At 64.5% G+C, this 13,260-nt stretch carries 10 protein-coding genes and 1 pseudogene; 8 read left to right on the forward strand and 3 right to left on the reverse strand.

The genetic code is table 11. The features are described 5' to 3' along the window. Positions 1-52 precede the first annotated feature (52 nt). The 4 genes and pseudogenes from ACVWW1_RS15225 to ACVWW1_RS15240 all read left to right on the forward strand — a co-directional run bounded on the left by ACVWW1_RS15225 (position 53) and on the right by ACVWW1_RS15240 (position 3,620). Complete coding sequence (locus ACVWW1_RS15225) at positions 53-592, forward strand: TRAP transporter small permease subunit (RefSeq protein WP_092127299.1); 540 nt, start codon at positions 53-55, stop codon at positions 590-592. After that, on the forward strand, positions 589-2,193 hold the full coding sequence (locus tag ACVWW1_RS15230) for a TRAP transporter large permease (RefSeq protein ID WP_229170963.1): 1,605 nt from the start codon (positions 589-591) through the stop codon (positions 2,191-2,193). The genes ACVWW1_RS15225 and ACVWW1_RS15230 overlap by 4 nt, the downstream gene beginning before the upstream one ends. A gap of 529 nt (positions 2,194-2,722) precedes the next feature. Then, positions 2,723-2,818 (forward strand): annotated as a pseudogene (locus ACVWW1_RS15235) (hypothetical protein); the annotation flags it as partial. A gap of 58 nt (positions 2,819-2,876) precedes the next feature. Then, entirely contained in the window at positions 2,877-3,620 is a 744-nt protein-coding gene (locus ACVWW1_RS15240; protein ID WP_456656375.1) for a glutamate carboxypeptidase, read from the forward strand. Positions 3,621-3,668: 48 nt separating this feature from the next. Here the strand turns inward: ACVWW1_RS15240 and ACVWW1_RS15245 are convergent, their stop codons facing one another. Then, entirely contained in the window at positions 3,669-5,003 is a 1,335-nt protein-coding gene (locus tag ACVWW1_RS15245; protein ID WP_456656376.1) for a sensor histidine kinase, read from the reverse strand. A 2-nt stretch (positions 5,004-5,005) separates the two neighbouring features. After that, the gene (locus ACVWW1_RS15250; protein ID WP_176532034.1) at positions 5,006-5,680 is read right to left on the reverse strand and encodes a response regulator; all 675 of its coding nucleotides are present in this window, start codon (positions 5,678-5,680) and stop codon (positions 5,006-5,008) included. 393 nt (positions 5,681-6,073) lie between these two features. Here ACVWW1_RS15250 and ACVWW1_RS15255 point away from each other — a divergent pair, with 393 nt between their 5' ends. The 4 genes from ACVWW1_RS15255 to ACVWW1_RS15270 all read left to right on the forward strand — a co-directional run bounded on the left by ACVWW1_RS15255 (position 6,074) and on the right by ACVWW1_RS15270 (position 12,821). Further along, positions 6,074-7,273, forward strand: coding sequence for an efflux RND transporter periplasmic adaptor subunit (locus ACVWW1_RS15255; protein ID WP_456656377.1), 1,200 nt, complete (start codon positions 6,074-6,076; stop codon positions 7,271-7,273). Positions 7,274-7,329: 56 nt separating this feature from the next. Continuing rightward, complete coding sequence (locus tag ACVWW1_RS15260) at positions 7,330-10,590, forward strand: efflux RND transporter permease subunit (protein WP_456656378.1); 3,261 nt, start codon at positions 7,330-7,332, stop codon at positions 10,588-10,590. Further along, positions 10,590-12,185, forward strand: coding sequence for an efflux transporter outer membrane subunit (locus tag ACVWW1_RS15265; protein ID WP_456656379.1), 1,596 nt, complete (start codon positions 10,590-10,592; stop codon positions 12,183-12,185). The genes ACVWW1_RS15260 and ACVWW1_RS15265 overlap by 1 nt, the downstream gene beginning before the upstream one ends. Positions 12,186-12,488: 303 nt before the next feature. Next, positions 12,489-12,821 (forward strand): hypothetical protein, encoded by a 333-nt coding sequence (locus ACVWW1_RS15270; protein WP_456656380.1) that lies wholly within the window; start codon positions 12,489-12,491, stop codon positions 12,819-12,821. A gap of 51 nt (positions 12,822-12,872) precedes the next feature. On the opposite strand, the gene ACVWW1_RS15275 is transcribed toward ACVWW1_RS15270, so the two are convergent. Continuing rightward, positions 12,873-13,202: a hypothetical protein gene (locus ACVWW1_RS15275; protein WP_207837117.1), complete on the reverse strand. Its 330-nt coding sequence runs from the start codon at positions 13,200-13,202 to the stop codon at positions 12,873-12,875. Positions 13,203-13,260: the final 58 nt, after the last annotated feature.

Consider the following 13,260-nt stretch of genomic DNA (forward strand, 5'->3'; position numbering starts at 1 on the left):
TGATGCTTGAAAAGATATTCGGCGCGCAGATCGCGCGGCCGTGGAGATCGTGATGCGCCCATTGTTGGCACTGAGTCAGGCCATCGACCGACTGAACGAGAAGATCGGATACGTCTGCAACCTCCTCGTCCTGCTCGCCTGCCTGGTCAGCGCCGGCAATGCCATGATCCGCTACGCGTTCAGCTACTCCTCGAACGGCTGGCTCGAGGCGCAGTGGTACATGTTTGCGATCCTCGTGATGTTCGGCGCCTCCTACACCTTCAAGCGCAACGAGCATGTGCGCGTCGAGATCCTCTATCTGATGCTGTCCGAACGCGGCCAGCTCTGGCTCGACTTGATCGGCACCCTGTTCTTCCTGATCCCCTCCTGTCTGCTGCTCGCCTATCTGTCCTGGCCGTTCTTCCACCAGGCCTATGCGGTCGGCGAGATGAGCGGCAATGCCGGCGGGCTGCTGCGCTGGCCGATCAAATTCGTTATCCCGTCCGGCTTCGTGATGCTCGCGTTGCAAGGCGTCTCCGAGGTGATCAAGCGGATCGCCGCGCTGCAGGGCTATGTGACGATCGACGCGAAGTACGAGAGGCCGACGCAATGACCATTACGCTGGAGATGATGCCGCCACTGATGTTCGGCGGCCTGATCATTGCAATGCTGATCGGCTATCCGGTGGCGTTCACGCTCGCCGCGGTCGGCCTGTCGTTCGGGTTTCTCTCGATCTATCTCGGCTTCTTCGACCTCAACTTCCTGCAGGCGATCCCGGGCCGCATCTTCGGCAGCGTGCTGTCCAACGAGCTCCTGCTCGCGATCCCGTTCTTCACCTTCATGGGCGCGATATTGGAGAGATGCGGGCTCGCCGAGGACATGCTGGATTCGATGGGCCAGCTGTTCGGCCCGATCCGCGGCGGCCTCGGCTATTCCGTGATCATCGTCGGCTTCATCCTCGGCGCCATCACCGGCACGGTGGCAGCGCAGGTGATCGCCATGGCGCTGATCTCGATGCCGGTGATGATCCGCTACGGCTACAATATCCGCTACATCACGGGCGTGCTCGCGGCCTCCGGCACCATCACGCAACTTGTCCCTCCCTCTCTCGTCCTGATCGTGCTCGCCGACCAGCTCGGCAAGTCGGTCGGCGACATGTATCTCGGCGCCTGGGGCCCGTCGGTGTTCCAGATCCTGCTGTTCGCTGGCTACACCTTCCTGCTCGGCATCTTCAAGCCGAGCCATGTGCCTGCGGTGCCGATCGATGCGCGCACGCTGACCGGCTGGGCGCTGTGGAAGAAGTGCCTGCTCGGCATCATCCCCTCCGCCGTGCTGATCTTCGTCGTGCTCGGCACCATGATGATGGGCCTTGCGACCCCGACGGAAGCCGGCGCCATGGGCGCGGTCGGCGCCATCGTGCTCGCCGCGATCCATCACAAAGATTTCAGCGCGACCGGCCGCAAGGTGCTCATCGTCGGCGTGATCGCCGGCGGCATCGGCACCATCATCGCGATGCTCTACAGCGAGAACCTGATCTTCAGGCTCGCGTTCGCGATCACCTATCTCGCGGTGGTCTGGATCTGCCTCGAGGCCGTCAAGATCCCGGACCTGCGCGACCTGATCAAGCAGGGGTACGAGACCACCATGCGCATCACCTGCATGGTCACCTTCATCCTGATCGGCTCGACCTGCTTCTCGGTGGTGTTCCTCGGCGTCTCGGGCGGCGTCTGGCTTGAGCACCTTCTGACCTCGCTGCCCGGCGGCGTCTGGGGCTTCCTGATCTTCATCAATCTCTTCATCTTCTTCCTGGCGTTCTTCCTCGACTTCTTCGAGATCGCCTTCATCATCCTGCCGATGATCGCGCCAATCGCGCAGAAGGTGCTGGCGCCGGTGGTCGGCCCCGACGCCGCGCTGATCTGGTTCGGCGTCATGCTCTGCGTCAACATGCAGACCTCGTTCCTGCATCCGCCGTTCGGCTTCGCGCTGTTCTATCTGCGCGGCGTGGCGCCGAAGGAAGTGAAGAGCTCCGACATCTATTGGGGCGCAATGCCCTGGATCGGGTTGCAGGCGATCATGGTGGCGCTGGTGATCGCGTTCCCGGTCGTCGTCACCGGACTGCTCGACAAGCCGCTTGATGTCGACCTCAACAAGGTCAAGATCGAGGTGCCGCAGATCGAGCTGCCGCCGCTCGATTTCGGGCAACCGAAGCAGTAGCCGGCGTCAGCTTCTTCAGCGTGCCCCGGCGGGAGCGGGGCACGCTGAAACCGTTGACGGCGGGGTCGAGTCCTGTGAAGAGGCGGGGATACGATCGCCCTCCAACTCACAGACCGCCGCCATGCCCCAATCGCATCCCGCCCGCTCGTTCGTTCGCCCGCTCATCGCATCCCTCAGCCTGGCATCCCTCAGCCTGGCGTTTGCCGCTGCCACAGCACATGCGGCGCCGGCGGCCGACATTCGCGCACTGGCGCAACAGGAGCAGCAGCCGCTGCTCGACACCCTGCGCGACCTCGTGCAGATCGAATCCGGCAGCAAGGACATCGAAGGCCTCAACCAGATCGCCGCGCGCATCGCCGGCCAGCTCAAAGAACTCGGCGGCGCGGTGGACATCCTGCAGACCACCGACATCTACCGGCTGGACGACACGCCGGAGAAGATCGGCCCTGCCGTGCAGGCCGTCTTCAAGGGCACGGGCAGCGCGAAGATCATGCTGATCGCGCATATGGACACGGTGTATCTCAAGGGCATGCTGAAGGATCAGCCCTTTCGCGTCGATGGCGACAAGGCTTACGGCGTCGGCATCGCCGACGACAAGCAGGGCATCGCCACCATCATCCACAGCGTGGCGCTGCTGCGGAAGCTGAACTTCAAGGATTACGGCACGCTCACGGTGCTCATCAATGGGCGACGAGGAGATCTCTTCGCCCGGCTGGCGCAGCACCATCACCCGCGTCGCCGCGGAGCAGGATGCAGTGTTCTCGTTCGAGGGCAGCGACGCCAGCGGCACGCTCCGCCTCGCCACCAGCGGCATCGGCTCGGCCTATCTCACGGTGCATGGCAAGTCGTCGCATGCGGGTGCAAGGCCTGAAGGCGGCGTGAATGCGCTCTATGAGCTGTCACACCAGGTGCTGCAGATGAAGGACCTGTCGAAGCCCGAGCAGGGCCTGAAGCTGAACTGGACGGTTTCGAAGTCCGGCACCAACCGCAATGTGATCCCCGCCGAAGCCACCGCCCAGGCCGACGCGCGTGCGCTCAAGGTGTCCGACTTCGACGAACTCGAGACGGCGCTGCAGGACAAGATCAAGAACCGTCTGCTGTCCGATTCCAAGGTGGACGTGAAGTTCGAGGTACGCCGCCCGCCGCTCGAAGCCAACGACGCCTCGCGCCGCGTGGCCAGCCACGGCAAGACGATCTATCAGGAACTCGGCATGCCGCTGAACGTGGCCGAGCGGGCCACGGGCGGCGGCACCGACGCTGCGTTTGCCGCCCTCAAGACCAAGGGAGCCGTGGTTGAAGGCATGGGCCTCTCGGGCTTCGGCGCACACTCCAACGATGCCGAGTACGTGCAGATCAACAGCATCGTGCCGCGCCTGTATTTGACCACGCGCATCATCATGGACCTGTCCGACGGCAAGCTGAAATAGACAGGACAGGCAGGCCCGCGGCACGACAGGTGCCGCAGGCCGAGCCTCTCAGGCGGTCGCCGGCTCCGCCTTGGCGAGGCGGAAGCTCAGCGTGAACTGGGCACCGCCGGACGGCAGGTTCTCCACCCTGATCGTCGCGTCGTGATCGTCGACGACGCCGCGGACGATCGAGAGCCCGAGCCCCGCCCCGTCCGTGCGCTGGCGCTGACGATCGCCGCGCCAGAAGCGCTGGAACACCAGGCCCTGCTCGGCCGGCGCAATCCCCGGCCCGCAGTCGCGCACTTGCACCGAACCGTCCTCGTGCACCTCGACATCGACCGAGGTCGCGTCTGCCGTGTACTTGATGGCGTTTTCCGCCAGATTGAAGATCGCGCGCTGCAGCATCTCGGCATTGCCCTTGACCCGCACCGGACCATCGGTGCCGCGCAGCGCAATGTCCTTCTGCTGCGCCAGCGCATAGGGCGCGATCGAGCCGACCACCTCGGCGCACACCGCGCGCAGATCCGCGGTTTCGCCGGGGTCCAGCACCAGCGTATCGAGCTCGGCGATCTCGAGCAGCTGGCTGACGATACGGCTCATGCTCTCGATGTCGGCATGCAGCTCCTTGGTCCCCCTAGCTACATCCAGCGTCTCGATCCGGGTCCTCAGGATCGCGAGCGGGGTGCGCAGCTGATGCGCCGCATCGGCGGTGAACTGGCGCTGCACGTGAAACCCGTCCTCCAGACGATCGAAGGCCTGGTTGACGGCGGTCACCAGCGGCAGGATCTCGCTCGGAATCCCCTCCGTCGGCAGACGGATGTCGGTCCTGGCCGGCCCGATACTCCTGGCCTCTTCCGAAGCCCGCAACAGCGGAATCACGGCGCGGCGGAAGATCAGGATGTCGGTCGCCAGCAGGATCAGGAGGATCGGGATGGTGATCCAGCCGACCCGCCGGAAGAAGTTGGAAACGATGTCATCGATGATGACGTCGCGATGCGACAGATCCTCGGCCACCTGGATGCGCAGCGTCTGGCCGCCGACGAGCTTGGTGGCGCTGGCGCCGGAAATCCGGTCGGCCAAGGCCGGCAGTCGCGGCGCTCCGCGATGCGACGAAAACAGCAGATTGTCGTCCGCATCGTAGATGTCGTAGCGATAGCGGCCGTAGGCGTCGGAATAGAGCCCCCTCAGGCTGTCCGGCAAGTTGAGCTGCACCTTGCCGGCGGAATCGACCACGAGGTTCTGGCCGAGATCGGCGGCTTGATCGCGCATCGCTTCGCGATGCAGCTGGTTGATCTCCGAATTCAGCAACCACAACAGCAGCAGCGGCAGAAAGATCGCGGCGACCGCGACCGCCACGATGTGCAGGAACACGATCCGCGAGGTCAGCGACGTGAAGCGGAACACCCCTATTTCTCCTCCGCCATCAGATAGCCGACGCCGCGAATGGTGTGGATGGTGACCTTGGCGCGGTGCTCGGTGAGCAGCTTGCGCAGGCGCGACACGTAGACCTCGACCGCATTCGAGGCGACCTCGCCCGACAGACCGAAGATGTGGTCCTCGACATTCTTCTTCGGCACCACCCGCCCCTGCCGCCGCAGCAGGATCTCGAGCACTGATGTTTCACGCGCGGAGAAGACGTGCGGCGCACCGTCGACGAACACCTGCTTGCTCTCGGTGTCGTAGACCAGATTGGCGAGCTTCAGCGATGAGCCGAGCAGCTGGCCGGGCCGGCGCAGGATGGCTTCGAGCCGCGCCACCAGCTCTTCCAGCGCGAACGGCTTCGCCAGATAATCGTCCGCGCCGCTGCGCAGGCCGTTGACCCGGTCCTGCAGGCCGTTGCGCGCAGTCAGCACCAGGACCGGCAGCGGGTCGGTCTTGCGGCGCAGCTCCGACAGCACCGACAGGCCATCGCCGTCAGGCAGACCAAGATCGAGGATCATGGCAGCATAGGTGACGCTGCGCAGCGCATCACGCGCCTCGGCAACGCTGTGGACGATATCGGACTCATATCCCGCCGCCACCAGCCCGCTCGCGAGCAGCCGCGAGAGCTCGAGATTGTCCTCGACGATCAGAAGGCGCATCGCAGCAGTCCTGTTTTCATTCGATCGGTCTTCCGATTGCACACCTTGTTGCGATGCGCCAGCCAAGCGACAATTCCGCGACAGATCGCGCGTTGAGCAATCCCGATATGCAAACGATACGCATTTAAACACAACGCCCGGATTGCAGCTAACCGCGCTATATTTTGGCTATGCGCGACCGCTCCTGTCCCCACGCAAAATAGATAAACCGGCCTCCGCCGCAATCAAATTCGCGCGCCGGGCGCGCTCTTGAAAAGGGCAAATGTAAGGCTGGGCGTCAGTTAGCCCTGATAGTCGTTCATCTGCTCTCACCGGGAGATCGACGACGGCCCACCATGCGGCAGGACCTCGTCTCTCGCGCGGGACTTTCATGCAGTATTGGCCAGGCGGGCGATGTCATTTCGAATGAAGTATTTGGGCTTTGCGGCGATGCCGGTGCTGGCGGCGCTTCTCGCCGGCGCGTGGCTCACGACGCGCGCCGATGGTGTGGTGAACGCCAAGGCCGCGCAGGAGACCGCGCCGCAGGATGTCAACGTCGAGCAGCAATACGTCGCGCTGAGCGACAAGCAGGCGGCTTCCTTGAAGACCATCGCCGCGGAGCAGCGTTCGTTCCGGACCCTGAAGAACGCCGTCGGCTCGATCGACTTCAATCAGAACATGCTGGTGCAGGCGTTTACCCCAAATCCCGGCAGGATCGTCGACACGCCCCTCAATGTCGGTGACGAGGTTGCGAAGGGCGACAGGCTGTTCACGATCGACAGCCCCGATCTGCTGCAGGCCGAGTCGTCGCTGCTCGCCGCGGCCGGCGTGCTCGAACTGCAGACCAGGACGCTGGCCCGGGTCAGGCAGCTGCTGAAGACCGGCGGCGGCGCGCAAAAGGACGTCGATCAGGCGACGTCGGATCAGCAGACCGCCGAGGGCAACTACAAGGCCGGGCGCGACGCGGTGCGCATCTTCGGCAAGACCGATACCGAAATCGACCGCATCGTCGCCGACCGCAAGGTCGATTCCATTCTGGTGGTGCCGAGCCCGATCTCCGGCCGGATCATTGCGCGCAATGCCGCGCCGGGACTCTTTGTGCAGCCCGGCAATGCGCCGGCGCCCTATTCGCTGGCCGACATCTCGACGATGTGGATGGTCGCCAATGTTATCGAGACCGATGCCCCCGCCTACCGGATCGGCCAGCCGGTCGAGGTGCGGGTGCCGGCCTATCCGAACGAGGTGTTTCGCGGCCGCGTGACGACGCTTGGCCTCAACATCGATCCGAACTCGCACCGCCAGCTGGTGCGTTCGGTGATCGACGATCCCCTGCACAAGCTGCGCGCCGGCATGCTGGCGAGCTTCACGATCGAAACCGAGCCGCCAAAGCCGTCGGTGAGCGTTCCGCTGGACGCCATCGTGCGCGAGGGCGACGGCACGATGACGGTGTGGGTCACGACCGACGGCCGCAAGTTCGACCGCCGCACGGTGACGATCGGCATGGAGCAGGATGGCTGGCGGCAGATCCTCAGCGGCCTCGCAGCCGGCGAGAAGGTCGCTTCCACCGGCGCGATCTTCCTCAGCAACAAGTTCGCCAACGCGGCCACCGGCTAGCGCGCCAGCCGCAACGCTGACCGCGCCCTCGTCCGCTCAAGAGTAAGTGCAGCACCTTGATCAAGAGCCTCCTTCAATTCGGCCTGACCCGAAGCGCCGTCATCGTGCTCGGCCTCACCGTGTTCTGCGCCGCCGGATTCGCCGCGTTCACCAAGCTGAACATCGAAGCCTATCCGAACCCGGCACCCGTCATCCTCGAGATCACGGCGCAGGCCGCCGGCCTCTCCGCCGAGGAGATGGAGAAGTACTATAGGATCCCGATGGAGGTCGGGCTGTACTCGACGCCGGGCGTGGTCAACATCCGCTCGACCTCGTTCTACGGCCTGTCGTTCGTGCGGGTCACCTTCAGATACGGCGTCGACTATTACTTCGCGCTCTCGCAGGCCACCAACAACCTCACGCAGAACGTCCAGCTACCGGGTAATCAGATCCCGCAGATCCAGCAGTCCAGCCTGGTTGGCGAGATCTACCGCTACCAGCTCGTCGGTCCGCCGAATTTCGGCCTGACCAATCTCAGGACGTTGCAGGACTACGTCGTCGCCCGCCGGCTGATGACGATACCGGGCGTGGTGCAGATCAATTCCTGGGGCGGCACCACCAAGCAGTTCAACGTCGACGCCGATCTTGCAAAGCTCGAAGCCTACAACATCACCGTGCCGCAGCTGATCAGCGCGCTCGGCAACGCGAACATCAATGTCGGTGGCCGCGAAATCGCGATCGGCCAGCAATCCGTCAACATCCGCGGCATCGGCCTGATCAACTCAGGCGGCGATGACGATATCACCAAGGGCTACCGGGTCCGGGACATCGAGAACGTCGTCCTGACCCAATCCAACGGGCTGCCGATCCAGATCAAGGATGTCGCCAAGGTCTCGGTCGGCTACGTGCCGCGGCTCGGCATCGCCGGAAAGGACGGGAACGACGACGTCGCTGCGGCGATCGTCGTGATGGGACGCACGCAGCACACCAACGACATCGTGCCGAAGGTCGAGGAGGAAGTCGCCAAGATCAATAGCGACGGCACCCTGCCTCCCGGCGTCAAGGTGGTTCCCTATTACGATCGCACGTCGCTGGTCAGTGTCACGACCCACACCGTGCTGCACAATTTGATGTTCGGTTGCCTGCTGGTGTTCGTGATCCAGTGGGTCTTCCTGGGCGACCTGCGCAGCGCGCTGATCGTCAGCGCCAACATCCCGTTCGCGCTGTTCTTCGCGATCATCATCCTGGTGCTGCAGGGCGAGGACGCCAATCTGCTGTCGCTCGGCGCCGTCGACTTCGGGATCATCGTCGATTCCGCCGTCATCATGATGGAGAACATCTTCCGCAATTTCCAGTCCAGCCCGGAAAACCGGCTCCCGGTGCTGCAAAACCTCGCCGCGGGATACTGGGGTGGCGATCCCACGACGCGAAACGGCCAGCCCGCGCCGGGCTGGACCGAGCGGCTGCGCATGATTTTCGTCAGCGCATTGCAGGTTGACAAGGCGGTGTTCTTCACCGCGGCCATCACAGTCACCGCGTTCGTGCCGCTGTTCACCATGCAGGGCGTCGAAGGTCAGATCTTCGGACCGATGGCGCGCACCTACGGCTACGCGCTCGCCGGCGCGCTCTTGGCGACATTTACGGTGACGCCGGTGCTGGCATCGCTGCTGCTGCCGCGGCATGTCGAGGAAACCGAGACCATCATCGTGCGCTCGCTGCGCAAGGCCTACACGCCGGTGCTGCGCTGGTCGCTGACGCATCTGAGGGTCGCGGTCGCAGCCGGCATCATTTTCCTCGGACTGAGCGGCCTTGCTGCGAGCCGGCTCGGCAGCGAATTCCTGCCCGCGCTCGAGGAAGGCAATTTCTGGATCCGTGCCTCGATGCCGCCGACCATGTCGCTCGACGCCGGCACCGAACCGACCCGCAAGATGCGCGAGATCCTGTTGCGTCACCCCGAGATCATCACGGTGGTGTCGCAGCATGGCCGCCCCGACAATGGCAGCGACGCCTCTCCATTCTCCAATGTCGAGCTGTTCGCGCCGATCAAGCCGTTCGACCAGTGGCCGCCGCCCGGCCTGACCAAGGAGAAGCTGACCGAGGAACTGCAAAGGGAGTTCGACGAGGAACTACCCGGCGTCACCTTCAACTTCTCGCAATACATCCAGGACAACGTCGAGGAGGCGCTGTCGGGCGTCAAAGGCGCGAACTCGGTCAAGATCATCGGTCCCAACCTCGCCGTGCTCGAACAGCTCGCGACCAAGGTCGCGCAGGAGATGGCCAAGATCCGCGGCGTCGCCGATCTCGGCATCTTCCATCTGGTCGGGCAGCCCAACCTCAATATCAAGGTCACCCGCGAGAAGACCGCGCGCTACGGTCTCAACACCGGCGACGTGACGACCGTCGTCCAGGCGGCGCTCGGCGGCACCAGTGCGACGACGGTGCTGGAGGGCGACCGGCAGTTCGGCGTGGTGGTGCGGCTCGATCCGAAGTTCCGCCAGAGCATCGACGAGGTGCGCGAGATCAAGGTCGCGTACCAGACGCCATCCGGCACCAACGCCTACATCCCCTTGAGCGAGCTTGCCGACATCTCGCTCGATACCGGCGCGTCGTTCATCTATCGCGAGCGCAGCCAGCGCTACATCCCGATCAAGTTCAGCGTGCGCGGCCGCGATCTCGGCAGCACGGTGGCGGAGGCACAGACGCGCGTCGCCGAGGCGGTGCAGCTTCCGACCGGTTACCGGATGATTTGGTCGGGCGAATTCGACAATCTCGAAGCCGCCAAGGCGCGCCTGATGATCGTGGTGCCTGTGACGCTGCTGCTGATCTTCGTGCTGCTCTACAGCCTGTTCAACTCGCTGCGCGACAGCCTGCTGGCGCTGGCCGGCATACCCTTCGCGGTCGGCGGCGGCCTGATCGCGCTGTATCTCGCCGGGCTCGATTTCTCGATCTCGGCCGCGATCGGCTTCATCTCGCTGTTCGGCGTCGCCGTCATGGACGGCATCCTCAACATCACCTATTTCCGCGAGTTACGAGCCTCGGGCATGAGCATCGCGGAGGCGGTGTTCAACGGCGCCGAGCAGCGCATGCGGCCGATGCTGATGACCGCGCTGTCCGCGGGCGTCGGCCTGTTCCCTGCCGCGCTGTCGCATGGCATCGGCAGCCAGGTGCAGCGGCCACTCGCGACCGTGGTGGTCGGCGGCATGTTCATCGGCCCGCTGTTGCTGCTGATCGTGGCGCCTGCGCTGCGCAAGATCTTTCTGTCGCGCGAGTCTGTCGCCTCTCCCGACCAGGCGGCCGCCACGGCACCGCCCGAAGCGGCGCATGAAGGGGGCGCCTGATGTCCGAGATCGTCGCAAGGGTTGTTGCCGCGCTCGCGCGGTGCGGAAGGCGCGCCCTGCGTCCGACGCTTGGCGCCGGCGCCGCCGGGCTGTTGCTGGCAAGCTGCGCCGTCGGCCCGAATTTCGTGCCGCCGGCCGCTCCGGACGTCGATCGCTACACGCCGGAGAAGCTGGCCTCCCCGAGCTCCAGTGCCGGGGGCCCCAGCGTGCCCAAGCAGCACTTCGTCAGCGGAGAGGACCTATCGCTTCGGTGGTGGACGGCATTTCGCTCAAGGCCGCTCGACGAGTTGATCAAGATGTCGGTCGAGCACAACCCGTCCCTGCAGGCGGCCGAGGCGTCGATCAGGATTGCGCAATACAACGCGCTGGCCCAGCGCGGGCTGTTCTTCCCGCAGCTCGGCGCAAATTACACGCCCACCCAGCAGCAGATTTCCGGCGCATCGGGCTCGGGCCCGGGTGGCCAGTCCCCCTCGGTATTTTCGCTTCATACCGCGCAATTGAACGTCAGCTTCGTGCCGGATATTTGGGGTCAGAATGTTCGCGCGGTTGAAAGTCTCGACGCGATTTCCGAGCAGCAACTGTTCCAGCTGGAAGCGGCCTACCTCACGCTGACAGCCAACGTCGTCACCGCGGCGATCCAGGAAGCATCGCTTCGCGGCCAGATTGCCGCGATCCAGCGGGTCGTGAAGATCGAACGCGGCATTCTGGAGATCGTGAAGAACCAGTTCAACGCGGGCGGTGCCGCCCAGGTCGACGTGCTGGCGCAGGCGGCCGCGCTGGCCCAGTCCGAGCAACTGCTGCCGCCGCTCGAAAAGCAGCTCGCGGTTCAGCGCGACCTGCTGACGTCGCTGGCCGGGCAATTCTCGGCGGACGAAATCCTGCAGAAGTTCACGCTCGACCGCCTGGCGCTTCCCGCACACCTGCCGGTGAGCCTGCCGAGCAAGATGATTGCCCAGCGTCCGGATGTCAGGGCCGCGGAGGCGCTGCTGCACTCGGCGAATGCCCAGGTCGGCGTGTCGATCGCGGCGCGGCTGCCCAACATCACGATATCAGGCAATGCCGGCGCCGCTGGCTTCAGCCTCGCCGAGCTGTTCACGCCGGGGACCAGCTTCTACGTCATCGCGGCGAGCGCGACCCAGCCGCTGTTCGACGGCCTGACGCTCTACCACAAGCAGAAGGCCGCGGAGGCCGCGGTGGACCAGGCGGACGCGCTCTATCGCCAAGCCGTCGTCACGGCGATGCAGAACGTCGCCGACGCCTTGCGCAGCCTGCAGGCCGACGCGCGCGCCTTGCAGGCTGCGGTCAAGGCCGAGCTCGCCGCCAAGGCCAGCCTCGACATCATCCAGAAACAGCTTGCTCTCGGGCAGGTCAATCAGGTGGTCGTGCTCAATGCCCAGCAGGTCTATCTGACGGCCGCAGTGGTCCGCGTGCAGGCCCAGGCGACGCGCCTCTCGGACAGCGCCGCGCTTTTCATGGCGCTTGGTGGCGGCTGGCCGACAAACTGCGCATCCGACGACTGGCGCAAATGTGCCCTGGAGGATTTGCCCGCCGCCACCCCGCAGCGCGTCAGCGAAAACGGGCCGCCTGTCCGCTGACAAGCGCCGCACAAGGCTACTGACTGGAGGAACCGACGAATGAAAAACATGCTCACCCTGCCGGCAATTCTCCTTGCGATCTCTGCGGGATCCGCAGCCGCGCAAAGCGCGGTCGGCGGTCCGAAGAAGCCAAGCAATCTCGGCGGTCCCACCGAGCAGAAGAACCCGGTGGTTCGCACGACGCCGGCTGTCGTATCAACGCCTCCAGCATCGCCGCCAAAGCGATTGCCAAGGAAATAGCGGCACGCTCCCGCAATTGAATTAGCTTTCGAGATTCACGCCGATCGGCTCGATGTGACCCATATGAAAGATACAACGCGTCTGCTTCTCATCGCTGCGGCCGGTGCCATGATGGCGTCGGTTGCCTGCGCGGCGCCTGTTCGGGTCACGCGGCTGTCGCCGCAAGACCCCGCAAGCGTCGTTCGGATACGGCTCGCTTGTGACCAGAACTGCCACTGCTGGCAGACGCGCTATCAGCAGCGACCCTATCGCCGGAAGATCGACGATCAGGAGCGTCACGATCCGAATTACTGCCCGGGCGCGGGGCACTATAACGGCCATTACCGCACCGGACCGGCCACCGGATTGAGCTTCGAAAGCCGCCTTCCGGTGCGCTCATTGCCGTTTCCATTTTGATCGACGGGGCTTGCACGATGATTACCGGGCCGACGCGATCAGCGACCGCGCCTACCAGATGACGACCGCGCATACCAGCGCCAACGGCACCGCGGCGCCGCCGATGACGACCCACCTGCGCATATCAGCGGGATCTCTGGAATACCTGAAGATCTGGACGGCGACGAAGAGGCAGACCGCGGCGCCCAGGATGATGCGAAACAAATCCGATGGCGTCTCGTAGGCCGACCAGATAGTTTCGTTTTGCGGACTTGCGACGCGAGCGGTGATGACCACCACCAGGGTCAGAAACAGCGTCCGCAGGATAAGACCGAGGAAACGCATATGGCGCCCTGATTCACGCTCCTGAGCAACGTTAGCACGAATCTGGGCGAACAGCATTCATTTGGCTGGCCCCTCGCCGGCTCCCAGCAAAAAACCCCGGAGCTTTGCCCGGGGT

Source organism: Bradyrhizobium sp. JR3.5, assembly GCF_054057015.1.

Bases quoted from the DNA above. Each gene is read 5' to 3' on its own strand.
- ACVWW1_RS15270 (WP_456656380.1), top strand. From the start codon at position 12,489: ATGAAAGATACAACGCGTCTGCTTCTCATCGCTGCGGCCGGTGCCATG.
- ACVWW1_RS15230 (WP_229170963.1), top strand. From the start codon at position 589: ATGACCATTACGCTGGAGATGATGCCGCCACTGATGTTCGGCGGCCTG.
- ACVWW1_RS15250 (WP_176532034.1), bottom strand. From the start codon at position 5,680: ATGCGCCTTCTGATCGTCGAGGACAATCTCGAGCTCTCGCGGCTGCTC.
- ACVWW1_RS15225 (WP_092127299.1), top strand. From the start codon at position 53: ATGCGCCCATTGTTGGCACTGAGTCAGGCCATCGACCGACTGAACGAG.
- ACVWW1_RS15240 (WP_456656375.1), top strand. From the start codon at position 2,877: ATGGGCGACGAGGAGATCTCTTCGCCCGGCTGGCGCAGCACCATCACC.
- ACVWW1_RS15255 (WP_456656377.1), top strand. From the start codon at position 6,074: ATGTCATTTCGAATGAAGTATTTGGGCTTTGCGGCGATGCCGGTGCTG.
- ACVWW1_RS15275 (WP_207837117.1), bottom strand. From the start codon at position 13,202: ATGCTGTTCGCCCAGATTCGTGCTAACGTTGCTCAGGAGCGTGAATCA.
- ACVWW1_RS15265 (WP_456656379.1), top strand. From the start codon at position 10,590: ATGTCCGAGATCGTCGCAAGGGTTGTTGCCGCGCTCGCGCGGTGCGGA.